Raw genomic sequence first — 25,156 nt, forward strand, 5'->3', positions numbered from 1 at the left:
GTATCAATGGATCAGGCCGACCCGCGACAGGTTGGGCATATGGCTGAGCTTGGGCTCTGGCCAGCTCATCCAGACCGCGAAGGCCTTGCCGACAATGTTCCGGTCCGGAACCATGCCGTGCAGTTCCTTGGGAATGTTCGGGTCATCCCAGTAACGGCTATCGTTGGAGTTGTCGCGGTTGTCGCCCATCATGAAGTAATGGCCAGCCGGTACGGTCCATTGCTGGTCCGGCGGCATGCGGTAACGGCTCATTTCCTTGCGGATCAGGTGTTCGGCCTCGCCCAGCTTCTCTTTGTACAGCTCGGCGCTGCCCAAGGTGCCCGGTTCGGTGCCCACCAGTTGTTCGGCAATGGGTTGGCCATTGACGTACAGCCGCTTGTCGTTGGTGTAGCGGATCTGGTCGCCCGGCAGGCCAACGACACGCTTGATGTAGTTGACGTTCGGGTCGCTCGGATAGCGGAACACCATCACATCGCCGCGTTGCGGGTCACCCACCTCGATGACCTTCTTGTCGATCACCGGCAGGCGAATGCCATACGAGAACTTGTTCACCAGGATGAAGTCGCCCACTTCCAGGGTCGGCTTCATCGACCCCGAAGGGATCTGGAACGGCTCGACCAAAAACGAGCGCAGTACCAGCACGATGAACAGCACCGGGAAGAACGACTTGCCGTATTCGACCAGCAGCGGCTCCTTGTTCAGGCGCTCGACCACCGCCATCTCGGGCGGATTGACGCGCCCCTGATAGTTGGCGATTGCCGCTCGCCGGCGCGGGGCCAGGAACAGCAGGTCGATCAAGCCCAACAGGCCGCAGACAGCTACGGCGATGACTAGCAACAGCGGGAAATTTAGCGACATAGGACCTAGCTATCCAACCTGAGCACAGCAAGGAAGGCCTCTTGTGGAATCTCCACGTTGCCCACTTGCTTCATGCGTTTCTTACCGGCCTTCTGCTTCTCCAGCAGTTTTTTCTTACGGCTGACGTCACCACCGTAGCACTTGGCCAGTACGTTCTTTCTGAGCGCCTTGACGGTTGTCCGCGCGATGATCTGGCCGCCGATGGCTGCCTGGATCGCCACATCGAACATCTGCCGAGGGATCAGTTCCTTCATCTTCTCGGTCAACGCACGGCCTTTATAGGCCGCGTTGTCGCGGTGCACGATCAACGCCAGGGCATCGACCTTGTCGCCGTTGATCAGTACATCCAGTTTGACCAGGTTGGCCGACTGGTAGCGATCGAAATGATAGTCCAGCGACGCGTAACCGCGACTGGTCGACTTGAGGCGGTCGAAGAAGTCCAGTACCACCTCGTTCATCGGCATGTCGTAACGCACCTGAACCTGGCTGCCGAGGAACTGCATGTCGCGCTGAACGCCACGTTTCTCGATGCACAGGGTGATGACGTTACCCAGGTGCTCCTGCGGCACCAGGATGGTCGCGGTGACGATCGGCTCGCGGAAGTCGGTGACGGACGAAACATCCGGCAGCTTCGACGGGTTGTCGACGATGATGGTTTCGCCGGTTTTCAGTTCGAGCTCGTAGATCACGCTAGGCGCAGTGGTGATCAAGTCCAGGTCGTACTCACGCTCCAGGCGCTCCTGGATGATCTCCATGTGCAGCATGCCCAAGAAGCCGCAACGGAAACCGAACCCCAGAGCGTCGGAGCTTTCCGGCATGTACTGGAGCGAGGAGTCGTTGAGCGTCAGCTTCTGCAGCGCGTCGCGGAAGTCCTCGAAATCGTCCGAGCTGACCGGGAACAGGCCGGCGTAGACCTGTGGCTGGATCTTCTTGAAGCCCGCCAGCACTTCGACTTCCGGGGTCGAGGACAGGGTCAGGGTGTCACCGACCGGTGCACCGTGAATGTCTTTGATGCTGGCAATGATGAAGCCCACTTCACCGGCCTTGAGGTCGGCGGTCTGGGTGTGTTTCGGGGTGAAGACGCCGACGCTGTCGACCAGGTGCACCTTGCCGGTGGACTTGACCAGGATCTTGTCGCCTTTCTTGACGCGACCCTGGCGCACGCGCACCAGCGAGACAACGCCCAGGTAGTTGTCGAACCAGGAGTCGATGATCAGCGCCTGCAGCGGCGCGTCGATCTCGCCTTCCGGCGCGGGGATGGTGTGCACCAGGCGCTCGAGCACCTCGTCGACACCCATGCCGCTCTTGGCACTGCACGCCACGGCGTCGGTAGCGTCGATGCCGATGATCTTCTCGATCTCGTCCTTGACGCGGTCCGGGTCAGCCTGGGGCAGGTCCATCTTGTTCAACACCGGCATGACCTCGAGGCCTTGCTCGATGGCGGTGTAGCAGTTGGCCACGGACTGGGCTTCGACGCCTTGACCGGCGTCCACCACCAACAGTGCGCCTTCACAGGCGGCCAGCGAGCGCGAGACTTCATAGGTGAAGTCGACGTGGCCGGGGGTGTCGATGAAGTTCAGCTGGTAGGTCTTGCCGTCTTGCGCCTTGTAATGAAGCGTGACGCTGTGGGCCTTGATGGTGATCCCGCGTTCGCGCTCCAGGTCCATGGAGTCGAGGACCTGGGCTTCCATTTCGCGCGCAGACAGGCCACCGCACATCTGGATGAAACGGTCGGCCAGCGTCGACTTGCCATGGTCGATGTGGGCGATGATGGAGAAATTGCGGATATGACTCAAATCACTCACGGGTCAACACTCGAAAAGGCTGCGAGCCGGGACGCCCGCCGAAAAATAGCCGGGAATTGTACCTCAAGCAGCAGGGATATGGGAGATTCCTGATCGGCTGTCTGTGCCGACAGTGTCGCTGGCAAGCCGCTTCGTAACGCCGCAGTGCCGTACCTGAAAGCTCCACCCCACCTGTGGGAGCCGGCTTGCCGGCGATCGGACCAGCCCATTTCTCCGTAGATTCCACGAAAAAGGGCAGCCAACGCTGCCCCTTTTCCTACCTGAAGACCCGCTTATTCAGCCAGCTTGAAGGTGATAAAGCTCGCACGCCCCTGGCGCAGCACGCGCATGGACACCGAGCGGTTTTTCGGCAGGTCCTTGGCGATCTCGGTGAATTCCTTCGCCGAGCCAATGGCCTGGTTATTCAGGTGGCTGATGACATCACCTGGGCGCAGGCCGATCAATGCGGCCGGGCCATCCTGGACTTCCTTGATGACCACGCCACCCTTGAGTTCGAGGGCTTTCTTCTGCTCGGCGCTGAGGTCAGCGACCGAAACGCCCAGACGGTTGCTGCTGCGCTCGGCACTGCCATCTGCACCGGTCCCGGTGCCAATGTCAGCGTCATCGTCCGGCAGCGCACCGACGCTCACGTCCAGGTTCTGGCGCTTGCCGTTGCGGATGATCTCGAGCTTGGCCTTGTCGCCGTCCTTGAGGCTGCCGACCAGGTGCGGCAAGTCGGCCGACATGACGATCGGCTGGCCGTTCATGCTCAGGATCACGTCACCCACCTGCAGGCCACCTTTGGCGGCTGGGCCATCTTCCAGCACCTGGGCCACCAGGGCACCGGCCGGTTTGTCCAGGCCAAAGGACTCAGCCAGGTCCTTGTTGACCTCCTGAATCACCACGCCCAGCCAGCCACGGCTGACCTTGCCGTCTTTTTTCAGCTGGTTGGATACATCGATCGCCACATCGATCGGGATGGCGAACGACAGGCCCATGAAGCCGCCCGAGCGGGTGAAGATCTGCGAGTTGATACCCACGACCTCGCCCTGCATGTTGAACAGCGGGCCGCCGGAGTTGCCCGGGTTGATGGCAACGTCAGTCTGGATGAACGGCACGTAGGTGTCGTTAGGCAGGGTACGGCCCTTGGCACTGACGATACCTTTGGTCACCGAATGGTCGAAGCCGAACGGCGAACCGATGGCCAGCACCCACTCACCCACTTTGAGCTTCTCGGAGTCGCCCAGCTTGACGGTCGGCAGGTTCTTGCCTTCGACCTTGAGCAGCGCGACGTCGGTGCGCGGGTCGGTGCCGACCAGCTTGGCTTGCAGCTCGCTGCGGTCCGACAGGCGAACGATGATCTCGTCGGCGTCGGCCACCACATGGTTGTTGGTCAGTACGTAGCCATCGCTGGAAATGATGAAACCCGAACCCAGCGACTGGGCTTCACGCTGACGATCACCGCGCGGCGAGCGGGGCTGTTGCGGCATGTTGCGCTCGAAGAATTCGCGGAACATCGGCGGCAGGCCTTCGAGGTCCGGCATCTGCCCAGCGGCGATGCGGCGGTCCGGCAGCTTCTGCTTGGTACTGATGTTGACCACGGCCGGCGAGGCTTGCTCGACCAGCGTGGTGAAGTCCGGCAGGGCTTCCTCGGCCTGGGCGGTGAGCACCTGGCCGAGCATGAGCACGGCGGCGAACATCGATAGGTAGGATTTCAAGCGTGGTATAGACATACGGCTCCCGTCACAACGAGCGTGGTTAGCGTAAGGCCCCTGCACAAGCAGGAAAGGCCAGGCTCCAAGAAGCCTGACCTATAGAAAATTTACGGAAAGATTGCAAATGACAATGCTTTAATTTCATTTCAGGAGCATGTCTCTCACGCCGGAAACCACCTGAAAAGCGCACGCCATCATTGCCGCGCCTGGGCATCCTGAGGCCGCATCGACAGCGCAATGCGCTCTGCAGTACCCAGGGGTATTTCACCTACCACAGTGACCAGAACCTTGCCCTTCGGCGTGTTCAGACGGCGCGATACCGCCACGGTTGGCCCGAGTTGCACGCGTGTATCGGTGCCTGAGTTGTCGTTGACCGGCTCGAGGAATACCGAAACGCGCGCCAGACCATCGTCATACATCAGGCTGCTAACTGTGCTGTTGCGGGCCGGGTCGCGGCGCACCGAGCTGTTGACCAGCTCAAAACCCGGCGGCAGCCAGTCTGAGCGCCATCCGGCGACGGTTTCCTGGCCGGTGCTGGTGCCACGTTCCACCGGTTTGCAAGCGGCACTGGGGCGCAAGTCATCCGCGGTAGGCAGGTCATCGGTATCGAGGCGGGTCATCTGGAAGCGCTCAAGCAATTGCCCCTTGTCGTTGAGCATCAACGAGCGCAGCGGCAAGCCGGTGCGGCGGTCAAGGTGCAATTCGAACGCATAACGGTGCTGGTCGCGCGGTGTGAGGGTGACGATCACCGCGTCGCGCCCGGCGACACGTGACTTGCCCGCCACACCCAGATCGTACCAGCCCATCAATTTGAGGGGATCCAGCGCACGCGGCGCCGCATCGGGCGGCGTCGTAACGCCGTTGACCAAGGCACCACTGACGCATGCAACCTTGCCATCCACGCGCACGATTTCCTGGGCAGTGCCATCGAGCTGCAGTAGCCGCTCGCTGACCTTGCCGTCCTCAACCCTGTGCCAGATATCGTGGGAAGAAAAGCTGCCGTTACGCTCGTAGACGAAAGAGCCTTGGTAGCTTTGCTTTTGCTCGGCCTGTGCCAGCTTGTTCAGCCACTCATTCGCCTCGGGCGAAGAATTGGCCGCCAACGCTGGCACCGTCATGCAGCTGCCTATCAGCAGCGACAGGAGAGGTAGCGCGCGCATGATCCTCCTTACTTAGCGGGGTTATCCAGGCTGGCGGCGCGGGCATACGGCAACGCGGTTTCGCTGCCCTTGAGCGCAGATTCCTGGGCGTGCTGGCGCAGGTAGCCTGGCAGACGCTGATCCCAGCCGGCTTGGTTCTGCAGCACACCGTTGGCCATCGGCCCGGTCGGTTGCTCACTGCTTTCACTATAGCCTGCCAATACCGCCGGGCCTTGAGTTTGTGGCACGCTCAGCCCCTGCTGCGGTTGCTGGGAAGCAAGCTCTGCACCGGTGATTTCATCTTGGTTGTACATGCGCACACCCGCCAGCACGGCAACCGTCACCGAGGCAGCGACTGCCAGGCGAGCGACGCTGCGCCATGGGCCTTTATTGACCTTGGCCGGTACCGCTTCGTCGGCCAACGCTGCCGACACCGCCGAGGCGATATCGAGGTTGGGCAGCAGCAGTTCCTTGTGCATCGCTGCGCGAGCGACCTGGTAACGCGACCAGGTGGCACGGGTTTCGGCATCGTCGACGGCACTCAGTACCCGACGTAATTCCAGTTCGTCCGCTTCGTTATCCATTACCGCGGACAGCGATTCCTGCAACGCTTCACGACTCATGGCGGTTCCTCTCTTGGCTGTAGCCGCTGTCTCAGGTTTCCTGCAACAACGGCTGCAGGGCTTTATCTATGGCCTCCCGAGCGCGGAAGATTCGAGAGCGCACGGTACCCACCGGACATTGCATGACACTGGCAATGTCTTCGTAACTCAATCCGTCGAACTCGCGCAGGGTCAATGCCGTGCGCAGGTCTTCGGGCAGTTGCTGGATGGTGCGATGGACCGTGCCTTCGATTTCATCCCGCAACAACGAGCGCTCTGGGGACTCGAGATCCTTGAGACCATGATCGCCGTCGTAAAACTCCGCATCCTCGGAGCTCACATCACTGTCTGGTGGCCGTCTTCCACGGGACACCAGGTAGTTCTTCGCCGTGTTGATGGCGATGCGGTACAGCCAGGTATAAAACGCACTGTCTCCGCGAAAATTGCCAAGCGCACGGTAGGCCTTGATAAAGGCTTCCTGTGCCACATCCTGGGCCTCGTGGGTATCGTGAACGAACCGCACGATCAACCCGAGAATCTTGTGCTGATACTTCAGCACCAACAGATCGAAAGCTCGCCTGTCACCGCGCTGCACGCGCTCGACAAGCTGCTGATCCTCTTCCTGGGTTAGCATGAACACTCCTCGGTAGACTCGAAGGAGCGTTGCAACAGCCATCGTTCAGGCTTGCAAACATAGACTCGGGCTTTGCGCAAAAGTTCTCCCCTCCAAGCAAGTTTCCTGCAGCCCTTGGTCGGCTCGCACGGAAGACGCGGCGCGGTCACGGCCGGCAACGTCAATAATCAGGTTTCGAATACGCAGGTGTCAGCCCGAATAGAGCTGCCGCCGTGCGTCGCCGCGACATTTGTGGCGTGCGGGCAGCCTTCATAGGATTTCCGTAGCTGTCGGAAAGTTCCCACAAGGTCGCTGCTTCCTGGCAAGTGGCATGGAAATTGGCCACCCGGGGCTGCTATAAAGGCAACCCGGCCTGGTTTAACGATAGTTTCACAATGCCATCGGCGCGTGACTATTGTGCCGTGCCCCTTCCGTAGATTACTAGTGTCCCGACATGAGCCAACAATTCCAACATGATGTCCTGGTGATCGGCAGCGGCGCCGCCGGTCTCAGCCTGGCACTGAACCTCCCCAGCCACCTGCGTATCGCCGTGCTCAGCAAAGGCGACCTGGCCAATGGCTCGACCTATTGGGCCCAGGGCGGTGTGGCCGCTGTGCTGGACGACACCGACACCGTACAGTCGCATGTCGAGGACACCCTCAATGCCGGCGGCGGCCTGTGCCATGAAGATGCCGTGCGTTTCACCGTCGAGCACAGCCGCGAAGCCATCCAGTGGTTGATCGAGCAAGGCGTGCCCTTTACCCGGGATGAGCATCACGGCGTCGACGATGGGGGCTTCGAGTTCCACCTGACCCGCGAAGGTGGCCACAGCCACCGGCGCATCATCCACGCCGCCGATGCCACAGGCGCCGCGATCTTCACCACCTTGCTGGCCCAGGCCCGCCTACGCCCGAACATCCAGCTGCTGGAGCAGCGCGTGGCAGTCGACCTGATCACCGAGCGCCGCCTGGGCCTGCCCGGCGAGCGCTGCCTGGGTGCCTATGTGCTAAACCGCAATACGGGCGAAGTAGACACCTACGGGGCGCGCTTCACCGTGCTCGCCACCGGAGGCGCAGCCAAGGTCTACCTGTATACCAGTAACCCGGACGGTGCCTGCGGCGACGGCATCGCCATGGCCTGGCGCGCGGGCTGCCGGGTGGCCAACCTTGAGTTCAACCAGTTTCACCCGACCTGCCTGTACCACCCCCAAGCCAAGAGTTTCCTGATCACCGAGGCACTGCGCGGTGAAGGCGCCCTGTTGCGCCTGCCCAACGGCGAGCGCTTCATGCCGCGCTTCGACCCCCGCGAGGAACTGGCCCCACGCGACATCGTGGCCCGCGCCATCGACCACGAGATGAAACGCCTGGGCGTGGACTGCGTGTACCTGGACATCACCCACAAGCCGGCCGATTTCATCAAGGGCCACTTCCCCACCGTTTACGAACGCTGCCTGGCCTTCGGCATCGACATCACCCGCCAGCCGATCCCGGTAGTACCCGCAGCCCACTACACCTGCGGCGGCGTGGTGGTGGACGACCGCGGGCATACCGATGTGCCTGGGCTGTATGCCATCGGTGAGACCAGCTTTACCGGCCTGCATGGCGCCAACCGCATGGCCAGCAACTCGCTGCTCGAATGTTTCGTCTATGGCCGCGCCGCTGCCGCCGACATCCAGGCGCACCTGGAACAGGTCGACATGCCCAAAGCCCTGCCCGGCTGGGATGCCAGCCAGGTAACGGACTCGGACGAGGATGTGATCATCGCGCACAACTGGGACGAGCTGCGGCGCTTCATGTGGGACTATGTCGGCATCGTGCGCACCAGCAAGCGCCTGCAGCGCGCCGAACACCGCATCCGCCTGCTGCTCGACGAAATCGACGAGTTCTACAGCAACTACAAGGTCAGCCGCGACCTGATCGAGCTGCGCAACCTGGCGCAAGTGGCGGAGCTGATGATTCGTTCGGCGATGCAGCGCAAGGAAAGCCGCGGGTTGCATTACACGCTGGATTATCCGGGGATGCTGGACGAGGCTAAAGACACCATCCTCAGCCCGGTCTGAAAGCTGCAGCGGTCTGGTCTGAAAGTTGCAGCGCCTGTGAGATCGAGCGCCGCCCGCGCGGCGCTTCGCAGCACAAGGCTGCTCCCACATCTGTTTCGGGCCAGTAAAGCCTGTGAGGGAGGCGCGCGACCGCCTTGTTTGTTCGACTCGATATCGTGTCAGGCGCCAAGGGGCCGCGCGCCAATGCCTCAGGAATAATTGGCCCGAAACAGATGTGGGAGCAGCCTTGTGCTGCGAAGCGCCGCGCGGGCGGCGCTCGATCTCACAGGCACTGAACCTGCCACGGTGAAAACCTTTCAGCCCTGAATCGCTCCCACCTCAGCCCACCTGCGCCGGCTGAACTTCAGCCTTACCCGCAACCGCCGATGCTCATCAGCCCCGAGGGCATCCCAGGGAACGCACTGCCCCTCCCCCAGCCAACGCCCTTCCCGCACAAACCGCAACACCACCATCCCCGGCAACGCAACGCTGTCCCGGCACAAACGCACCGGCTGCCAACCCTGGGCGCAGGTGAACACCCGCCAACCAAGCAGGTCTCGGCGCAGCCCGGTAACCGCATGCGGATGCGTGAGCAAAATCCGTCGGGGGATGGCCCAGCAGGCGTGGGCGACAGACGCGGCAGTGGCCGCCAGGGACAGCCACCAGGGCAACGCGCTCACCCATACGGCGAACAGCGCCAGCACCTGGCAACTCAAGTATGCCGTCAGCAGCAGGCGCGAGCCTTGCCAACGGCTTTCGAAAAACTCACTTGGGCTGGACACGGTCCAGGATGATGCGGACCATGCGCTGCAGCTCCGGGTCTTCAGACTCGGTACGCTCCATGAACCAGCCGAACATGTCCTGATCTTCGCAGCTCAACAGGCGTACATAGAGTTCGCGGTCGGCTTCGTTGAGGGTGGCGTAGACTTCTTGGGTGAAAGGCACCAACAGTACGTCCAGTTCCAGCATGCCGCGGCGGCTGTGCCAGAAAAGCCGGTTGAGTTCAGTTTGTTCGACCATGGGGCCCTCCTCGAATGGCCCGCCAGTATACAGCCAGGCGAGCGAAGCGGCACAGGGCGTTGGTCTAGTCACCTACCTATTTTGTTACTGGCGTTCTATGATGGCCGCCAGTCTTTAGCCACCGCGATGACCCATGGCCGATTCCGCTTTCTTCAGCCCCCTGTCCCACGAGGGCATCCTCGCCGTCCGCGGCTCCGACGCAGGCAAGTTCCTGCAGGGCCAGCTGACCTGCAACATCAACTACCTCAGTCAGGAACATGCCAGCCTCGGTGCCCGCTGCATGGTCAAAGGGCGCATGCAGTCGAGTTTCCGTATCGTGCCCGAAGGCAACGGTTACCTGCTGGCCATGGCCAGTGAGCTGCTCGATGCCCAATTGGCCGACCTCAAGAAGTACGCCGTGTTCTCCAAGGCCACCTTAAGCGACGAGAGCGCCGCCTGGGCGCGCTTTGGCCTGCAGGGTGGCGAGGCGGCTCTGCAAGCCTTGGGCTTGACGCCGCCGGTCGAAGCGGGCGCCACCGTGCGCCATGAGGGCCTGATCGCCATCGCCGTGTCCGCAGGCCGCGTCGAGCTGTGGGTACCTGCCGAGCAGGCCGCCCACGTAGGCGCGGCACTCGCCGCCAGCCTGCCTGAGGGCAGCCTCAACGACTGGCTGTTGGGCCAGATCCGCGCAGGTATTGGCCAAGTCATGGGCCCTACCCGCGAGCTGTTCATCCCGCAGATGATCAACCTGCAGGCCGTGGACGGCGTCAGCTTCAAGAAGGGCTGCTACACCGGCCAGGAAATCGTTGCCCGCATGCAGTACCTGGGCAAGCTAAAGCGCCGTCAGTATCGCCTGGCGCTCGATCAGCAGGACATCCCCGCGCCAGGTGCCGAGATCTTCTCACCCACCCATGGCTCGTCGGTCGGTGAAGTGGTGATGGCGGCCAATACGGGTACCGGTTGCGAGTTGCTCGCGGTAATCAGCGCCGATGCGGTGGCCGACGACAACCTGCACCTGGGCAGCCTGGAAGGGCCACGCCTGCACGTGCTGAGCCTGCCCTACGAACTGGACCGCGACCGGGAAATCCAGCGCTGACCAGCCTGCCCCGTCCGCGTGACGGGGCCGCACCACCACTGCGGTAGAGAAGTCCATGAACAAGCTGGCCGAGATGGTTCAAGCACAGTTGCTCGATGCCATCGAAAAGGATGACCTGGTCCTGCCGACCCTGCCCGAGGTTGCCTTGAGCATCCGCGAGGCCGCCGAGGATAGCGAGATCAGCGTGTCGGCCCTGAGCAAGGTGATCGGTCGCGACGCGGCCCTCTCGGCGCGCCTGATCAAAGTCGTCAACAGCCCACTGTTGCGCGCTGCGGTCGAGGTCACCGACCTGCATACCGCAATCACTCGCCTGGGCATCAACTACAGCTGCAACCTGGCCATCGGCCTGGTGATCGAACAGATCTTTCATGCTCGCTCGCCGGCTGTTGAGCAAAAGCTGCGCGATATCTGGGTCAACAGCCTGGAAGTGGCAGGCATCAGCTACGAAATCTGCCGCCGCTTCACCCACCTCAAACCCGACCAGGCGACCCTCGGTGGGCTGGTCAACCAGATCGGTGCCCTGCCGGTGCTGATTTACGCCGAAGAACACAACGAGCTGCTGTCCGACCCGGTCTGCCTGCACTACGTGATCGAGCAGATACAGCCCGTGCTGGGTGACAAGATCCTCAAGGCGTGGGAGTTTCCCGAGCAATTGGTCAACCTGCCGAGCCAGGTTCAGGACCTCGACCGGCAGACCGACAAGGTCGACTATATCGACGTCGTGCAGATCGCCCGCTGCATCAGCCAACGTGGGCGTAGCCGGCCACTGGCCGCGTTGCCGGCGTACCGACACCTGGGGCTGCCGTTCGGCACCGAACTGGAAGTCGAAGAGCTGCTCGAGGCGCGGAGCCTGTTGCGCTAGGCCGCCGAAAGCCCGCTACACCTACCCTCCTGCGCGATTCAGGTAGGAGCAGCCTTGTGCTGCGAAGAGGCCGGTAACAGCACAGCAAATCTTCGCTGCAGTCACTGGCCCTTTCGCAGCACAAGGCTGCTCCTACGGTGCCGACGGGCCAATAGACAGTAAAACCCTAGTCAGCGATGAAGCTCACCCGCACCCGCAAGCCGCCCTTCTCGCCATCGTGCAGGCTGATCTGCGCCAGGTGCGCGCGGCAGATCTCGCCGACAATCGCCAACCCCAGCCCACTGCCTTGGGCACTGCGGCGGTAGAAGCGCTCGAACACCCGTTCGCGCTCATCCTCGGGAATACCCGGGCCGTCATCCTCGACCTCCAGCACCGCCGGCGCCAGCACCCGCAGGATCACGTTGCCACCGGCCGGGGTATGCGCCAAGGCGTTATCCACCAGGTTGCTCAGCAGTTCGTTGAGCAAGGTCGGCTCACCCTTGAGCCACACGGGCGCCTCGGCCTCCAGGGCCAATGCCACGCCACGGTTATGCGCCAAGGGCGCCATGGCCATGCCCAGTTCGCGGGCCAACTGGCTGAGGTCCAGGCGCTGCGCGCCACCTTCGGCGATTGCCCGGGCGCCATTCTCGACCCGTGCCAATGACAACAGCTGGTTGGCCAGGTGGGTCAAGCGGTCCGTGCCTTGGGCAGCTGATTCCAACGTCTGCCGCCACTCCTGCGGCTCGGATGAACGCAAGCCCAACTCGACCCGCGCCTTGAGCGCCGCCAAGGGCGTGCGCAACTCGTGGGCGGCGTCTGCGATGAACTGGGCTTGGCGCTCGAACTGCCCGCGCAAGCGCTCGGTAAAGTGGTTCAAGGCCCGCACCAGTGGGCCCAGTTCGCGCTGCACCTGCACCACCGGCAAAGCCCGCAGGTCATCGGGTTGGCGCTCTTCCACGGCGGTGCGCAGGCGCTCCAGCGGGCGTAGCGCGGCACTGACCGCAAACCACACCATCACCAAGGCGCCCAGTGCCAGCATCCCAAGGCGCAGCAGGGTATCGGCCATCAGCCCGCGCGCCATGCGCACCCGCGCTTCTTCGGTCTCGGCCACGCGAATTTCCGCCATGCCGTTCATGTTCGGCTCGCTGACCGGCTTGAGCAGGCTGACCACGCGCACGTCCTGGCCGAGGTACGTCGCATTGTAGAACCGCGCCAGCGCCGGGTAGTCGTCGGTGCGCGGCGTGCCAGGCGGCGGCGCTGGCAGGTTCTCGTAGCCCGAGATCAAGCGCTGCTTGATGTCCAGCACCTGGTAGTAGATACGCCCGGCACTGTCGTAGGCGAAGGTATCCAGCGCCACATAGGGCACGTCCGCGCTCAACGAGCCGTCGCGTTGCGACAAGCCCGCGGCGATGGTCCGTGCCGAGGCCAGCAAGGTCCGGTCGTAGGCCGTGTCGGCGGCTTCGCGGCCGTTCCAGTAGGCGCTCAGGCCGCTGGCCAGCATCAGCACCACCAGCAACAGTGCCAGGTTGCCCAACAGCCGCCCGCGCAAGCTACCGTTGTCACGCATCGCGATGCTCGAGCAGATACCCCAGGCCACGGAAGGTGACAATCGCCACCGGGTGGCCGTCGAGCTTTTTGCGCAGGCGGTGGATGTAGATTTCGATGGCGTCGGGGCTGGCTTCTTCGTCCAGGCCAAACACCTGGGCGGCCAGTTGCTCCTTGCTCATCACCCGGCCTGGGCGGGCGATCAGCGCTTCAAGCACGCTCTGTTCACGCGAGGTCAGGGTCAGGTTGTCCTCGCCCAGGCTGAAGCGCCGGGTATCCAGGTCGTACACCAACGGCCCGCAACGCTGCTGGCGTTCGCCACCCAGCACGCTGCGGCGCAGCAAGGCCTTGACCCGGGCTTCCAGCTCAGTCAGTTCGAACGGCTTGGCCAGGTAATCGTCAGCCCCCAGGTTCAGCCCGTGGACCCGGTCCTTGACGTCACTGCGCGCGGTCAGCATCAGCACCGGCAGGGTCTTGCCGCGGCCACGCAAACGCGCCAGCACTTCGAAGCCATCCATGCGCGGCAAGCCGACATCGAGCACGGCAACGGCATATTCCTCACTGGCCAGGGCCAGGTCGGCAGCCACGCCGTCATGCAGTACATCCACGGTCAGGCCGTGACTTTTCAAGGCCTGGGCCACGCTTTCGGCCAGTTGCAGGTGGTCTTCGACCAGCAGCACACGCATCGGATTCTCCCTGCTCGGGTGGGGCGGTGGCGCGGAGTGTACCGCTGTCGACCGGCCTGTGAAGCCCCTTCTGACAAACCTTTCACGCTGAAAGGTTAGCGAAAGGTTCGTTACCTAGCATCGCACCACGGTCGCCCCACGCGCCGAAAAAAGCACCAGCAAGGTGCAACGAATAAGAACAATAAACGGAGTCATCGACGATGCTGTCATCGCAGCCGCAGGCATTCGTGCCTACCCGTTCCTTTGCCGCACGCCCTTCTGCCATCGCCAGCGCCCTTGCGCTCGCCGGTGTCGCGCCCATGAGCCAGGCCGCCTTCTTCGAAGACAGCACGGCGACCTTCGAAACCCGCAACATGTACTTCAACCGCGACTTTCGCGACGGCACCAGCGCGCAGCAATCCAAGCGCGACGAATGGGCCCAGGGTTTCATGCTCAACTTCGAGTCTGGCTACACCGACGGCACCGTGGGCTTTGGCCTGGATGCGCTGGGCATGCTGGGCATCAAGCTCGACTCCAGCCCCGACCGCACCGACACCGGCCTGCTGCCGACCCATGACGACGGCAAGGCCGCCGACGAGTACGCCAAGCTCGGCCTGACCGGCAAGGTCAAAGTGTCCAAGACCGAATTGAAGATCGGCACGCTGATCCCCGAGCTGCCGACCCTGCAGCCCAACGACGGGCGCATCCTGCCGCAAACCTTCGAAGGCGGCCTGCTCACCTCGAAAGAAATCAGCCACCTGACCTTCACCGGCGGGCGCCTGGAAAAGGCCAAGGACCGCAACGATACCAACTGGGAAGACCTGGCCCTCAACAACAAGAACGGCCGCTTCGGTGGCACCTTCACCGCCGACAACCTCGACCTCGCGGGCCTGGACTACCAGTTCACCGATCGCATCACCGGCAGCTACCACTTCGCCCAACTCGACGACATCTACCGCCAGCACTTCCTCGGCATGGTCGCCACCCAGCCGTGGGGGCCGGGCACCTTGGGCGCTGACCTGCGCCTTGCCGTGAGTGACGATGCCGGCGCCGCCAAGGCCGGCAACATCGACAACACCACCGTCAACGGCATGCTCAGCTACGCCCTGGGCGGGCACAAGGTCAGTGCCGCCTACCAGCACCTGTCCGGCGACAGCGCCTTCCCCTACATCGATGGCGCCGACCCGTACCTGGTCAACTTCGTGCAGATCAACGACTTCGCCGGTGCCGACGAGCACTCCTGGCAGATGCGCTACGACTACAACTTCGCGGCCCTGGGCATCCCCGGCCTGACCTTCATGACCCGTTACATCAGCGGCGACAACGTCAGCCGCGCCGATGGCAGCGAGGGCAAGGAGTGGGAACGCAACACCGAGTTCAAGTACGTGGTACAAAGCGGCCCGTTGAAAAACGTCGCCGTGCGCTTGCGCAACGCCACCTTCCGCTCGAATTTTGCCCGCGACGCCGACGAAGTGCGGCTGCTGGTGAGCTACAGCGTGGCCCTGTGGTAACCCAATAACAACAACGCTCACGGAGATTGACGATGACCTTTTCACTGCGCCGCCTCGTCCTCGCTACCGGCTGCCTGCTGCTGGCCGGCAACGCCCTCGCTGCCGAACCGAAACGCCCCGAATGCATCGCCCCTGCCTCGCCCGGCGGTGGCTTCGACCTGACCTGCAAACTGGTGCAGAGCGCCTTGGTGCAGGAGAAGATCCTCAGCAAGCCCATGCGTGTCACCTACATGCCCGGCGGCGTCGGCGCGGTGGCCTACAACGCCGTGGTGGCCCAGCGCCCAGCGGATGCCGGCACCCTGGTGGCGTGGTCCAGCGGCTCGCTGCTGAACCTGGCCCAAGGCAAGTTCGGCCGCTTCGACGAGAACGCGGTCAAGTGGTTGGCAGCCGTCGGCACCAGCTACGGGGCCATCGCCGTGAAGAGCGATTCGCCCTACAAAACCCTGGACGACCTGGTTGCTGCCCTGAAGAAAGACCCGAGCAAGGTCGTGATCGGCTCCGGTGGCACGGTCGGCAGCCAAGACTGGATGCAAACCGCGCTGATCGCCAAGGCTGCCGGCATCAACCCGCGTGACCTGCGTTACGTGGCCCTGGAAGGCGGCGGTGAAATTGCCACTGCATTGCTGGGTGGGCACATCCAGGTCGGCTCCACCGACATCTCCGACTCCATGCCCCACATCCAGAGCGGCAACATGCGCATCCTCGCGGTGTTCTCCGAAAACCGCCTGGACGAGCCAGAGATGAAAGACATCCCTACCGCCAAGGAGCAGGGCTACGACATCGTCTGGCCGGTGGTACGCGGCTTCTACCTGGGGCCGAAGGTGAGCGACGAGGACTACGCCTGGTGGAAGGCCTCGTTCGACAAGATGCTGGCCTCGGAAGACTTCGCCAAGCTGCGTGACCAGCGCGAGCTGTTCCCGTTCGCCATGACCGGCGAAGAGCTGGACGGCTATGTGAAGAAGCAGGTGGCTGACTACAAGGCACTGGCCAGGGAATTCGGCCTGATTCAGTAACTCGCCGACTACCTGAACAGATCCCTGTGGGAGCGGGCTTGCCCCGCGAAGCTGGCACCTCGGTGCATGGCACCGGCTTTGCCGGTGTTCGCGGGGCAAGCCCGCTCCCACAGAGTCCGCGTCCAACGAGGATTCCCCGATGATCCTGCAACGCCTCTTCGCCCTGGTCCTGCTGGCGGTGTGCGCCGCCCTGGCCGTGATGGCCTGGCCGTACCAGGCTGCGTTTTCCTACGAACCGGTTGGCCCACGGGCCTATCCGCTGCTGATGCTCGGCCTGATGGGCCTGGGCCTGCTTTACCTGGCCATCCGCCCAACGCCCATCGTGCGCAAGGATGACGAGCCAGAACTGGACCGCGAAACCCTGATCAAGATCGCCGCCTGCGTCGGCCTGCTGATCGTCTTCGCTGCCACCTTCGAACCGCTGGGCTTCATCCTCAGCGCCATCCTGGTCGGCCTGCCCATGGCTCGGCTGTACGGCGGCCGCTGGCTGCACAGCGCCATCGTCGTGGTCGGCATGAGCCTGTTCCTCTACTGGCTGTTCGACCGCGTGATGGACGTGCCCCTGCCCCTTGGCCTGCTGAGCGTACTGGAGAACTGACACATGGATACCTTGAGCTACCTGGGCCAGGGCTTCGGCGTCGCCCTGAGCCCGTACAACCTGGTCACCGCCCTCAGTGGCACCCTGATCGGCACCGTGGTCGGCTTGTTGCCGGGCCTGGGCCCGATCAACGGCGTGGCCTTGCTGATCCCCATCGCCTTTGCCCTGGGCCTGCCGCCTGAGTCGGCGCTGATTCTGCTGGCTGCGGTGTACCTGGGCTGCGAATACGGCGGGCGCATCAGTTCGATCCTGCTGAACATCCCGGGCGAAGCTTCGACCGTGATGACCACCCTCGACGGCTACCCGATGGCCCGCCAGGGCCTGGCAGGCGTTGCCTTGTCGCTGTCTGCCTGGAGTTCGTTCATCGGCGCCTTCATCGCCACCTGCGGCATGGTGCTGTTCGCCCCGCTGCTGGCGAAGTGGGCGATCGCCTTCGGCCCGGCGGAATACTTCGTGCTGATGGTGTTCGCCATAGTCGCCTTGGGCGGCATGGCCGGCGACAAACCGTTGAAGACCTTCATCGCTGCGCTGATCGGCCTGTTCCTGTCGGCGGTCGGCATCGACGCCAACAGCGGCGTCTACCGCTTCACCGGTGACAGCGTGCACCTGGCCGACGGCATCCAGTTCGTGGTGCTGGTGCTGGGGCTGTTCTCGATCAGCGAAATCCTCCTGCTGCTGGAAAAGACCCACCATGGCCACCAGGCGGTCAAGGCCACTGGGCGCATGCTGTTCAACGTCAAGGAAGCGGCTTCGGTGTTCGCAGTGAACATCCGCTGCGGCCTGCTCGGCTTCATCATGGGCGTGCTGCCAGGTGCCGGTGCGACCCTGGCCAGTGCCGTGGCCTACATGACCGAGAAGCGTATCGCTGGCGAAAGCGGCAAGTTCGGCAAGGGTGATGCCCGTGGCCTGGCCGCGCCAGAAACCGCTATCGGCGCCTCCTGCTGCGGCGCCTTGGTCCCCATGCTGACCCTCGGCGTGCCAGGTTCGGGCACCACCGCGGTGATGATCGGCGCACTGACCCTGTACAACATCACCCCCGGCCCGCTGTTGTTCGAACAGCAGCCAGACATCGTCTGGGGCCTGATCGCCTCGTTGTTCATCGCCAACATCATGCTGGTAATCCTCAACATCCCGATGATCCGCATCTTCACCCGCATCCTCGCCGTGCCGAACTGGGCGCTGGTGCCGGTGATCGCGATCATCACCGGGATCGGCGTGTATGCCGTGCACGCCACCACCTTCGACCTGTTCCTGATGGTCGGCATCGGCATCATGGGCTACATCCTGCGCAAGCTGGACTTCCCGCTGTCGCCGATCCTGCTCGGCTTCATCCTCGGCGGACTGATGGAGCAAAACCTGCGCCGTGCGCTGTCGATCTCCAACGGTGAGCTGGGCATCCTCTGGTCGAGCCCGATCAGCATGGGCGTGTGGGTACTGGTGGTGTGCATGCTGTGCCTGCCGCTGCTGCGTATCTGGCGCAAGCGCAGCCTGCAGCGCCGGGCCATGGCTGATGCCTGATCGGTCCTTGCCCCTGTATTGGGCGACCGGGCTGGTCGGCCTTGCTGGCGGGTATCTCGCCAGCAAGGTCGGCTGGCCTTTGCCCTGGATGGTCGGCGCGTTGTTGGCGATCATCCTGGTGCGCTGCCTGACCCCCTGGCAGCTGTCGGAAATCCCCAATGGGCGCAAATGCGGGCAATGCATCATCGGCCTGGGCATCGGCCTGCACTTCACCCCCGCCGTGATCGAACAGGTGGGCAGCCATTTTCTGCTGATCTTCTTTGGCGCGCTGTTCACTACCCTGTCCAGCGTGATCAGCGTGTGGTTGCTGCGACGTACCGGCGAAGACCGCGCAACCGCCTTCTTCGCCAGCATGCCGGGCGGTTCGGGTGAGATGGTCAACCTGGGCGCGCGCAATGGCGCGGTGCTCAGCCAGGTGGCGGCAGCGCAAAGCCTGCGTGTGTTGGCAGTGGTGCTGTGCGTGCCGGCGCTGTTCAAGTTCTTGATGGGTAACGGCGTACCGCTCAATCATGCCGGCAGTGTGAGCTGGGGCTGGCTAGCGTTGATCGCCCCGCTGGGTATAGCCGCGGGCTTTATCTGGCAGCGGCTGCGCCAGCCCAACCCCTGGCTGTTCGGGCCGCTGCTGGTGGCGGCGACGGTTAGCCTGGCGGGCAACCTGCAGATCGGCCTGCCTGATGGCGCCAGTCAAATCGGCCAGTGGCTGATTGGCAGCGGCCTGGCCTGCCACTTCAACCGCGCGTTTTTCCGCCGCGCACCTTCGTTTTTGGGCCGTACGTTGCTGGCCACGGCGCTGTGCATGTTGATTGCCGGCAGCGCAGCGTGGGCGCTGAGCGTGATGACGGCGCTAGACCTGCGTTCGCTGACCCTGGGGATGATGCCCGGCGGGATTGCGGAGATGAGCCTGACGGCGGAGACCCTGCAGCTGTCGGTGCCGTTGGTGACGGCCTTGCAGGTAATGCGCTTATTGCTCGTGTTGTTTTTGGCAGAGCCGCTGTTCCGGCGCTGGAATGCAGGAAAAGCCTGAAACACCGCGTCGCCTGCTTCGCGGTGTTTCATGCCATCAAAGCGGCGGCAAGGCCCAGTTGATCGGTGCCAACCCACGCTGTTCGAGGAAGCTGTTGGCCCGGCTGAAGTGCCCGCAACCGAGGAAGCCTCGATACGCCGACAAGGGCGACGGATGCACCGACTTCAGCACCAGGTGCTTGGTGCCATCGATCAGCTTTTGCTTGCCCTGGGCATGCGCGCCCCACAGCAGAAACACCACGTTCGGGCACTGCTCGCTGACCACCTGGATGACCCGGTCGGTAAAGAACTCCCAGCCCTTCTTGGCATGTGAAGCCGCATTGGCGCGTTCCACGGTCATGGTCGTGTTGAGCAGCAGCACGCCTTGCTCGGCCCAGCTCTGCAGGTAGCCGTGGCTGGCGATCGGAATGTTCAGGTCGCGCTGCAGCTCTTTGTAGATATTGACCAGCGACGGCGGCGTGGCGATGCCCGGCTGCACCGAGAAGCACAGGCCATGGGCCTGGCCTGGGCCGTGATACGGGTCCTGGCCGAGGATCACCACCTTGACCTGCTGCAACGGCGTCGAGTTAAGGGCATTGAAGATCAGCGGGCCTGGGGGGTAGATCTCTTTGCCGGCCGCGTGCTCCTGGCGCAGGAATTCGCGCAGCTGATGCATGTAGGGCTGGTCGAATTCGTCGCGCAATGCGGCTTTCCAGCTGGGTTCGAGTTTGATGCGATCGTCGTCAGTCATGGGGCCATCCGTAAACAATGGCGCGACACTAGGTAAGCCTCCTCCGCTTGTCAAACGATCCGACCGACGACCGGCATGATCGCGCAGGCAGGCCATACTTGTGCGATGACCTGCGAGAGGTAGTCCATGTCTATTCATTGCGAGGTACTCACCGGTGCCGATGGCGCCTGTATCGGCATCGCCACCCTGGATGCACCCAAGGCGCTCAATGCGCTGAACCTGAGAATGATCGAAGTGCTCGGCGAGCAGTTGCACGCCTGGGCCCGCGACCCTGGTGTGGTCTGCGTGCTGCTGCGAGGCAATGGCGCCAAGGCGTTCTGTGCCGGGGGCGACGTCAGGGCGCTGGCCCAGGCTTGCCGCGATCACCCGGGCAGCGTGCCGCCGCTGGCCGCCACCTTCTTCGCGGCCGAGTATCGCCTCGATTACCTGCTGCACACCTACCCCAAGCCGCTGCTGTGCTGGGGGCACGGGCATGTGCTGGGTGGCGGCATGGGGCTGCTGCAAGGCGCCAATGTGCGCATCGTCACGCCCAGCAGCCGGCTGGCGATGCCAGAGATCAGCATCGGCCTCTACCCCGACGTCGGGGCCAGCTGGTTCCTCGCCCGCCTGCCGGGCAAGTTGGGGCTGTTCCTGGGGCTGACCGGTGCCCCGATCAATGCCCGCGATGCCCTCGACCTGGGGCTCGCCGATCGTTGCTTCGGCGAGCACCAGCAGGAGGAGCTGATCGAAGAGTTGTTGCAGCTGAACTGGCAGGAGCAGACCGAGTTGCAGCTCAACAGCCTGCTCAAGGCTGAGCAGCATCGCGCCTGCGAGGAGCTACCCGAGGCACAATGGCTGCCCCGGCGCCAAGTGATCGATGAGCTGCTTGATGTCGCCGACCCCGCCGGCGCGTGGCATGCGCTGCAAGGCCTGAAATATCACAACGACCCTCTGCTGGCCGAAGCGGGTGGACGCCTGCATGAGGGCTGCCCGTTGACCGCGCACTTGGTGTGGGAACAGATCCGCCGGGCCCGGCACCTGTCATTGGCGCAGGTATTCCAGATGGAGTACGGCATGAGCCTGAATTGCTGCCGTCATCCGGAATTCAGCGAAGGGGTGCGCGCGCGCCTGCTGGACAAAGACAATCAGCCGCGCTGGCACTGGCCGGATGTGGCGCAGGTACCAGCGGCGGTGGTCGAGGCGCATTTTACCAAGGTCTGGGAGGGGCGCCATCCACTGGCGGATTTGGATTGATTATCTGCAACCGGGCCGCTGCGCACCCCAATCGCCGGCAAGCCGGCTCCCACAGGTGCGGCGCTAGCCTTGGAGGCTATACAGTACGGGTGGGAGTCGGCTTGCCGGCGATTGGGCCGCACAGCGGCCCCAATTCATCACCGCTGCCAGTTGCGGCCCTGCCCCCGGCCGCCATCTGGCCTGCGGTCACGGTCCCCTCGCCCATTGGAATGCCAACGATCATTCTGATACCGCTGGCTGCCATCACGATAGTCATGGCGATCACGGTCACGCCCATAGTCATAGCGCTGGCGATTGCCGTAGTCATACCGCGGGTTGCCATGCCACTGGTTCATGCCTGGCTGCGGGTGGGGCCTGTACTGCGGCACCGGCGCCGGGCGGTAATAACGTGGAGCAGGCTGGTAGTAGTAACGCGGCTGCGGCGTTACATAGTAGCGGTCGTATCGGTAATACCCCGGCGACACATAACGGTCGGTGGCGTAGTAATCCGATCGGTAGTAGCCCCCGCCGCCGTAGTAAGGGGCGCAGGCAGACGTCATCAGACCCAACAGGGCGATCAACAGTATTCGATAGGACATGGCGGCCTCCTGGACCGCTGGAGTGCCCGAACAGCGGCGCTGGCGAGCGTCGATGCAAAACGCGTTCATCGACACCGAATAAGACCGCCATACCGAGGTGCAGTGCCATTTTTGCAATAATTTGAAACAGGTGCGATAACCCTGAAAAACTTGCAGTCATTTACCGGTCATCTCACTAGAATGACCGCCTTGGCACACATCACGGGAAGATCATGCCTGCACGTTCCGCTCTGTTTTCGCAGCGTTCGCTGATCGTCACCCTGCTGATGCTGCTGGCCAGCGGCTTTCTCGCCACTTCCCTGCTCAGCTACTTCGCCTCACGCAGTGCCATTCGCGATGGCATCGTGAATACCGAATTGCCACTGACCTCCGACACGGTCTATTCGGAAATCCAGAAAGACCTGATCCGCCCTGTGCTGATCGCCTCGATGATGGCCCAGGACACCTTCTTGCGGGACTGGGTACTGTCCGGTGAGCAGGACACCCAGCGCATCACCCGCTACCTGGGCGAGATCATGGGCAAGCAGGACATCTTCACCTCATTCTTCGTCTCCGACCGCAGCCTTACCTACTACCAGGCCAAGGGCGTACTCAAGCAGATCACGCCCGGCAGCTGGCGCGATGCCTGGTACTTTCGCCTGCGCGACCTCAAGGCGCCCTATGAGATCAACGTCGACCTGGACATGGCCAACCAGGACAGCCTGACAGTGTTCATCAACTACCAGGTGCTGGACTACCAACACCGCTTCATCGGCGCGGCCGGGGTGGGCTTGAGTGTGTCGTCGGTGGTCAAGCTGATCGACGAGTACCAGCGCCGCTACCAGCGCTCGGTGCTGTTCACCGATGCCAAGGGCAAGGTCCTGCTGACCGGCTCCGAAGGTGGCCCCCACGGCTTGCGCGTCGGCCAGCCGCTGAGCGACAACCCCGAGCTGAGCGACCTGCTGGCACAGCAACCGGTACCTGGCGAAGGCAGCCACGAATACCGCGACAGCGACAACCACAGCCACTTTCTCAATGTGCGGCACCTGCCCGAGCTGGACTGGTACCTGCTGGTGGACAAGCGCGAAACCGGTACCCTGGACCGCATCCGCCACTCGCTGTACCTGAACCTGGCAATCTGCGCGATGATCACCCTGGTGGTGCTGTTACTGGTGCATGCGATGGTCAAGCGCCACCAGGCCAGCACCGAGGCACTGGCCACCCTCGACAGCCTCACCGGCCTGCCCAACCGGCGCAGCTTCGACCTCCTGGCCGCCCAGGCCCTGCATGAGGCCCAGCGCGACAGCGGCCCGCTGGTGGCCTTGTTGATCGACCTTGACCACTTCAAGGTGCTCAACGACACCCATGGCCACCTGGCCGGCGACGAAGTGCTGCGCCAGTTCGCCAATGTGCTGCAGGGCAGCCTGCGCCAGTCGGATATACTCTGCCGCTGGGGCGGTGAGGAATTCATCGTGCTGCTGCGAGAGGCAGAAGGCCGGCAAGCGGTGGAAGTGGCGGAAAAAATCCGCCGCCGCACCGAACAGCTGACCTTCAGCTACGACGACCGACCGTTGCGCCTGACCACCAGCATCGGCCTGAGCAGCCTGCAACCGGGCGATACCTTGCATGCCCTGCTGACCCGCGCCGACCGTGCGCTCTATCGTGCCAAGCAGGCCGGCCGCAACCGCGTCTGCAGCGAAGTTTCCGGACCCGACCATGAATGACAGCCAGCACTGCCCCGCCTGCGGCGCCCTCAACCAGTGCAGCCTGGCCGACCCCCGCAGCGCCACGCAGGCCTGTTGGTGCTACAGCGTGACCATCGACCCCGCCGTGCTCCAGGCCCTGCCCGCCGAGTTGCGTGACAAGGCCTGCCTGTGCCCGCGCTGCGCAGCGGTCGAAGCGCAACTGCAGGCAGCGCCGCCCGGCACAAAGCGCTAGACTGCGCGGCTTTTAACTTCAGCCCCCTTCGCCATGCGCCTCGACCGTTTTCTTGCCAACTTGCCCTGCTACAACCGACAGCACGTTCGTCTGCTGCTGGTGCAGCGCCGCGTGCGGGTCGATGGCCAAGTGGCGGTCGACCCGTTGACGGACGTGCGTGAGTTCAGCCGCGTCGAAGTGGATGAGCAACTGCTGCAGGCCGGGCGGCCGGCGCGCTACCTGATGCTCAACAAGCCGACCGGGTGCGTCAGCGCCACCCAGGACCCACAACACCCCACGGTCCTCGAGTTGCTGCCCGCCGAACTGCGCGACGACCTGCACATCGCCGGGCGCCTGGACTTCAACACCACCGGCCTGCTGATCCTGACCAACGACGGCCAATGGTCGCGTCGCCTGACCCAACCAACGACCAAACTGCCCAAGCATTACCTGGTCGAGACCGAGGACGAGATTGGCGAGCATTATGCTGCCAAGTTCCACGAAGGCCTGTATTTCGCCTTCGAAAACCTTACCACCCTGCCCGCCCAACTCGACATTCTGGGCCCCCGCCAGGCTCGGTTGGCAATCGTCGAGGGGCGGTACCACCAGGTCAAACGCATGTTTGGCCATTTCGACAACAAGGTGGTGGGGCTGCACCGCGAAAGCATGGGCGCGATTCGCCTGGATCCGGCGTTGGCACCGGGGGCATTCAGGGCGTTGACGACCGAGGAAATCGCCTCGGTCTAGGGTATTTGCACTGGCCTCTTCGCGGGCAAGCCCGCTCCCACAGGTACTGCACAAGCTTCCAAAGCTGTGGAGTCCTGTGGGAGCCACAGGTACTGCACAGGCTTCCAGCGCTGTGGAGATCTTGTGGGAGCGGGCTTGCCCGCGAAGAGGCCAGAAAAGGCAACACTGGCAGTGTCACACGACCGCCCGGCGGCCCAAGTCACATTTTTCCCCAAACGGCACTTGCAGGATCCCCAGCCCACTGCTTGAATCCAAATCGTCAGTCTGCATGTGACTCATTAGTCACGCCCGCAGTCGAAGACACCTTTTTGCCGGCCACCCAACGCCTAGATGCCTTGGGGCACGGCAAATTGCCCGCCAAAAACAATACCGTCGACATGTGTGCCAAGGATCGACACAGGGCCCGCGGTTACT

24 protein-coding genes are annotated in these 25,156 nt (G+C 63.3%); 12 read left to right on the top strand and 12 right to left on the bottom strand.

The genetic code is table 11. From position 1 onward, the window contains the following. Positions 1-3: 3 nt before the first annotated feature. From lepB to rpoE, 6 genes are all read right to left on the bottom strand, one after another. Positions 4-858, bottom strand: coding sequence for a signal peptidase I (lepB, locus tag HU764_RS20515; protein ID WP_027594147.1), 855 nt, complete (start codon positions 856-858; stop codon positions 4-6). Positions 859-863: 5 nt separating this feature from the next. Then, entirely contained in the window at positions 864-2,663 is a 1,800-nt protein-coding gene (gene lepA / locus HU764_RS20520; RefSeq protein WP_024717450.1) for a translation elongation factor 4, read from the bottom strand. 272 nt (positions 2,664-2,935) lie between these two features. Further along, the gene (locus tag HU764_RS20525; RefSeq protein ID WP_371097684.1) at positions 2,936-4,342 is read right to left on the bottom strand and encodes a DegQ family serine endoprotease; all 1,407 of its coding nucleotides are present in this window, start codon (positions 4,340-4,342) and stop codon (positions 2,936-2,938) included. 209 nt (positions 4,343-4,551) lie between these two features. Continuing rightward, on the bottom strand, positions 4,552-5,517 hold the full coding sequence (locus tag HU764_RS20530; RefSeq protein ID WP_027594144.1) for a MucB/RseB C-terminal domain-containing protein: 966 nt from the start codon (positions 5,515-5,517) through the stop codon (positions 4,552-4,554). Positions 5,518-5,525: 8 nt separating this feature from the next. Next, entirely contained in the window at positions 5,526-6,119 is a 594-nt protein-coding gene (locus HU764_RS20535) for a sigma-E factor negative regulatory protein (RefSeq protein ID WP_027594143.1), read from the bottom strand. A gap of 31 nt (positions 6,120-6,150) precedes the next feature. After that, positions 6,151-6,732 carry an RNA polymerase sigma factor RpoE/AlgU gene (gene rpoE, locus HU764_RS20540; RefSeq protein ID WP_003252049.1) on the bottom strand — a complete coding sequence of 194 codons (582 nt, stop codon included), beginning with the start codon at positions 6,730-6,732 and terminating at the stop codon, positions 6,151-6,153. 433 nt (positions 6,733-7,165) lie between these two features. On the opposite strand from rpoE, the gene nadB reads away from it, so the two are divergent. Continuing rightward, entirely contained in the window at positions 7,166-8,770 is a 1,605-nt protein-coding gene (nadB, locus tag HU764_RS20545) for an L-aspartate oxidase (RefSeq protein ID WP_186702541.1), read from the top strand. A gap of 296 nt (positions 8,771-9,066) precedes the next feature. Here the strand turns inward: nadB and HU764_RS20550 are convergent, their stop codons facing one another. Next, positions 9,067-9,531, bottom strand: coding sequence for a protein YgfX (locus HU764_RS20550; protein WP_186677581.1), 465 nt, complete (start codon positions 9,529-9,531; stop codon positions 9,067-9,069). Continuing rightward, positions 9,515-9,769 (bottom strand): FAD assembly factor SdhE, encoded by a 255-nt coding sequence (locus HU764_RS20555; protein WP_027594141.1) that lies wholly within the window; start codon positions 9,767-9,769, stop codon positions 9,515-9,517. Before HU764_RS20555 ends, HU764_RS20550 begins: the two co-directional genes overlap by 17 nt. 133 nt (positions 9,770-9,902) lie before the next feature. Between HU764_RS20555 and ygfZ the strand changes: the two genes are divergently transcribed. Together ygfZ and HU764_RS20565 are read left to right on the top strand one after the other, a co-directional pair. Beyond that, on the top strand, positions 9,903-10,844 hold the full coding sequence (gene ygfZ / locus HU764_RS20560) for a CAF17-like 4Fe-4S cluster assembly/insertion protein YgfZ (RefSeq protein ID WP_186677583.1): 942 nt from the start codon (positions 9,903-9,905) through the stop codon (positions 10,842-10,844). 55 nt (positions 10,845-10,899) lie between these two features. Next, positions 10,900-11,706, top strand: coding sequence for an HDOD domain-containing protein (locus tag HU764_RS20565; protein ID WP_027594139.1), 807 nt, complete (start codon positions 10,900-10,902; stop codon positions 11,704-11,706). Between the two features lie 166 nt (positions 11,707-11,872). Here HU764_RS20565 and HU764_RS20570 read toward each other — a convergent pair whose 3' ends face one another. Then, positions 11,873-13,252, bottom strand: a complete 1,380-nt coding sequence (locus tag HU764_RS20570; protein ID WP_027594138.1) for a sensor histidine kinase — start codon at positions 13,250-13,252, stop codon at positions 11,873-11,875. Continuing rightward, positions 13,245-13,916 carry a response regulator gene (locus HU764_RS20575; protein WP_027594137.1) on the bottom strand — a complete coding sequence of 224 codons (672 nt, stop codon included), beginning with the start codon at positions 13,914-13,916 and terminating at the stop codon, positions 13,245-13,247. The genes HU764_RS20570 and HU764_RS20575 overlap by 8 nt, the downstream gene beginning before the upstream one ends. A gap of 200 nt (positions 13,917-14,116) precedes the next feature. Between HU764_RS20575 and HU764_RS20580 the strand changes: the two genes are divergently transcribed. The 5 genes from HU764_RS20580 (at position 14,117) to HU764_RS20600 (ending at position 19,559) form a co-directional block, all read left to right on the top strand. After that, positions 14,117-15,406: an OprD family porin gene (locus HU764_RS20580; protein WP_186677586.1), complete on the top strand. Its 1,290-nt coding sequence runs from the start codon at positions 14,117-14,119 to the stop codon at positions 15,404-15,406. Positions 15,407-15,438: 32 nt separating this feature from the next. Continuing rightward, positions 15,439-16,419 (top strand): Bug family tripartite tricarboxylate transporter substrate binding protein, encoded by a 981-nt coding sequence (locus HU764_RS20585; protein WP_016488839.1) that lies wholly within the window; start codon positions 15,439-15,441, stop codon positions 16,417-16,419. A gap of 139 nt (positions 16,420-16,558) precedes the next feature. Beyond that, positions 16,559-17,017 (top strand): tripartite tricarboxylate transporter TctB family protein, encoded by a 459-nt coding sequence (locus HU764_RS20590; protein WP_027594134.1) that lies wholly within the window; start codon positions 16,559-16,561, stop codon positions 17,015-17,017. 3 nt (positions 17,018-17,020) lie between these two features. Continuing rightward, positions 17,021-18,535: a tripartite tricarboxylate transporter permease gene (locus HU764_RS20595; RefSeq protein ID WP_027594133.1), complete on the top strand. Its 1,515-nt coding sequence runs from the start codon at positions 17,021-17,023 to the stop codon at positions 18,533-18,535. Next, positions 18,528-19,559, top strand: a complete 1,032-nt coding sequence (locus tag HU764_RS20600) for an AbrB family transcriptional regulator (RefSeq protein WP_186677592.1) — start codon at positions 18,528-18,530, stop codon at positions 19,557-19,559. The genes HU764_RS20595 and HU764_RS20600 overlap by 8 nt, the downstream gene beginning before the upstream one ends. 36 nt (positions 19,560-19,595) lie before the next feature. Here HU764_RS20600 and ung read toward each other — a convergent pair whose 3' ends face one another. After that, positions 19,596-20,288 carry a uracil-DNA glycosylase gene (gene ung, locus HU764_RS20605; protein WP_027594131.1) on the bottom strand — a complete coding sequence of 231 codons (693 nt, stop codon included), beginning with the start codon at positions 20,286-20,288 and terminating at the stop codon, positions 19,596-19,598. 126 nt (positions 20,289-20,414) lie between these two features. On the opposite strand from ung, the gene HU764_RS20610 reads away from it, so the two are divergent. Continuing rightward, positions 20,415-21,521, top strand: a complete 1,107-nt coding sequence (locus tag HU764_RS20610; protein ID WP_186702540.1) for an enoyl-CoA hydratase/isomerase family protein — start codon at positions 20,415-20,417, stop codon at positions 21,519-21,521. Between the two features lie 137 nt (positions 21,522-21,658). On the opposite strand, the gene HU764_RS20615 is transcribed toward HU764_RS20610, so the two are convergent. Continuing rightward, a complete protein-coding gene (locus HU764_RS20615) occupies positions 21,659-22,099 on the bottom strand; it encodes a hypothetical protein (RefSeq protein ID WP_186702539.1) in 441 nt (146 codons plus the stop codon). Between the two features lie 212 nt (positions 22,100-22,311). Between HU764_RS20615 and HU764_RS20620 the strand changes: the two genes are divergently transcribed. From HU764_RS20620 to HU764_RS20630, 3 genes are read left to right on the top strand one after another with little or no spacing between them, the layout of a single operon-like run. Further along, on the top strand, positions 22,312-23,802 hold the full coding sequence (locus tag HU764_RS20620) for a sensor domain-containing diguanylate cyclase (RefSeq protein WP_085273583.1): 1,491 nt from the start codon (positions 22,312-22,314) through the stop codon (positions 23,800-23,802). Then, complete coding sequence (locus HU764_RS20625) at positions 23,795-24,016, top strand: cysteine-rich CWC family protein (protein WP_027594127.1); 222 nt, start codon at positions 23,795-23,797, stop codon at positions 24,014-24,016. The genes HU764_RS20620 and HU764_RS20625 overlap by 8 nt, the downstream gene beginning before the upstream one ends. A 33-nt stretch (positions 24,017-24,049) precedes the next feature. Continuing rightward, positions 24,050-24,742: a pseudouridine synthase gene (locus HU764_RS20630; RefSeq protein WP_027594126.1), complete on the top strand. Its 693-nt coding sequence runs from the start codon at positions 24,050-24,052 to the stop codon at positions 24,740-24,742. Positions 24,743-25,156 lie beyond the last annotated feature (414 nt).

The sequence above is a fragment of the Pseudomonas kermanshahensis genome (genome assembly GCF_014269205.2).
In the GTDB taxonomy this organism is placed as follows: Bacteria; Pseudomonadota; Gammaproteobacteria; order Pseudomonadales; family Pseudomonadaceae; genus Aquipseudomonas; species Aquipseudomonas kermanshahensis.

Bases quoted from the DNA above. Each gene is read 5' to 3' on its own strand.
- lepB (WP_027594147.1), bottom strand. From the start codon at position 858: ATGTCGCTAAATTTCCCGCTGTTGCTAGTCATCGCCGTAGCTGTCTGC.
- HU764_RS20525 (WP_371097684.1), bottom strand. From the start codon at position 4,342: ATGTTCGCCGCCGTGCTCATGCTCGGCCAGGTGCTCACCGCCCAGGCC.
- HU764_RS20530 (WP_027594144.1), bottom strand. From the start codon at position 5,517: ATGCGCGCGCTACCTCTCCTGTCGCTGCTGATAGGCAGCTGCATGACG.
- HU764_RS20535 (WP_027594143.1), bottom strand. From the start codon at position 6,119: ATGAGTCGTGAAGCGTTGCAGGAATCGCTGTCCGCGGTAATGGATAAC.
- rpoE (WP_003252049.1), bottom strand. From the start codon at position 6,732: ATGCTAACCCAGGAAGAGGATCAGCAGCTTGTCGAGCGCGTGCAGCGC.
- nadB (WP_186702541.1), top strand. From the start codon at position 7,166: ATGAGCCAACAATTCCAACATGATGTCCTGGTGATCGGCAGCGGCGCC.
- HU764_RS20555 (WP_027594141.1), bottom strand. From the start codon at position 9,769: ATGGTCGAACAAACTGAACTCAACCGGCTTTTCTGGCACAGCCGCCGC.
- ygfZ (WP_186677583.1), top strand. From the start codon at position 9,903: ATGGCCGATTCCGCTTTCTTCAGCCCCCTGTCCCACGAGGGCATCCTC.
- HU764_RS20565 (WP_027594139.1), top strand. From the start codon at position 10,900: ATGAACAAGCTGGCCGAGATGGTTCAAGCACAGTTGCTCGATGCCATC.
- HU764_RS20570 (WP_027594138.1), bottom strand. From the start codon at position 13,252: ATGCGTGACAACGGTAGCTTGCGCGGGCGGCTGTTGGGCAACCTGGCA.
- HU764_RS20575 (WP_027594137.1), bottom strand. From the start codon at position 13,916: ATGCGTGTGCTGCTGGTCGAAGACCACCTGCAACTGGCCGAAAGCGTG.
- HU764_RS20580 (WP_186677586.1), top strand. From the start codon at position 14,117: ATGCTGTCATCGCAGCCGCAGGCATTCGTGCCTACCCGTTCCTTTGCC.
- HU764_RS20585 (WP_016488839.1), top strand. From the start codon at position 15,439: ATGACCTTTTCACTGCGCCGCCTCGTCCTCGCTACCGGCTGCCTGCTG.
- HU764_RS20590 (WP_027594134.1), top strand. From the start codon at position 16,559: ATGATCCTGCAACGCCTCTTCGCCCTGGTCCTGCTGGCGGTGTGCGCC.
- HU764_RS20595 (WP_027594133.1), top strand. From the start codon at position 17,021: ATGGATACCTTGAGCTACCTGGGCCAGGGCTTCGGCGTCGCCCTGAGC.
- HU764_RS20600 (WP_186677592.1), top strand. From the start codon at position 18,528: ATGCCTGATCGGTCCTTGCCCCTGTATTGGGCGACCGGGCTGGTCGGC.
- ung (WP_027594131.1), bottom strand. From the start codon at position 20,288: ATGACTGACGACGATCGCATCAAACTCGAACCCAGCTGGAAAGCCGCA.
- HU764_RS20610 (WP_186702540.1), top strand. From the start codon at position 20,415: ATGTCTATTCATTGCGAGGTACTCACCGGTGCCGATGGCGCCTGTATC.
- HU764_RS20615 (WP_186702539.1), bottom strand. From the start codon at position 22,099: ATGTCCTATCGAATACTGTTGATCGCCCTGTTGGGTCTGATGACGTCT.
- HU764_RS20620 (WP_085273583.1), top strand. From the start codon at position 22,312: ATGCCTGCACGTTCCGCTCTGTTTTCGCAGCGTTCGCTGATCGTCACC.
- HU764_RS20625 (WP_027594127.1), top strand. From the start codon at position 23,795: ATGAATGACAGCCAGCACTGCCCCGCCTGCGGCGCCCTCAACCAGTGC.
- HU764_RS20630 (WP_027594126.1), top strand. From the start codon at position 24,050: ATGCGCCTCGACCGTTTTCTTGCCAACTTGCCCTGCTACAACCGACAG.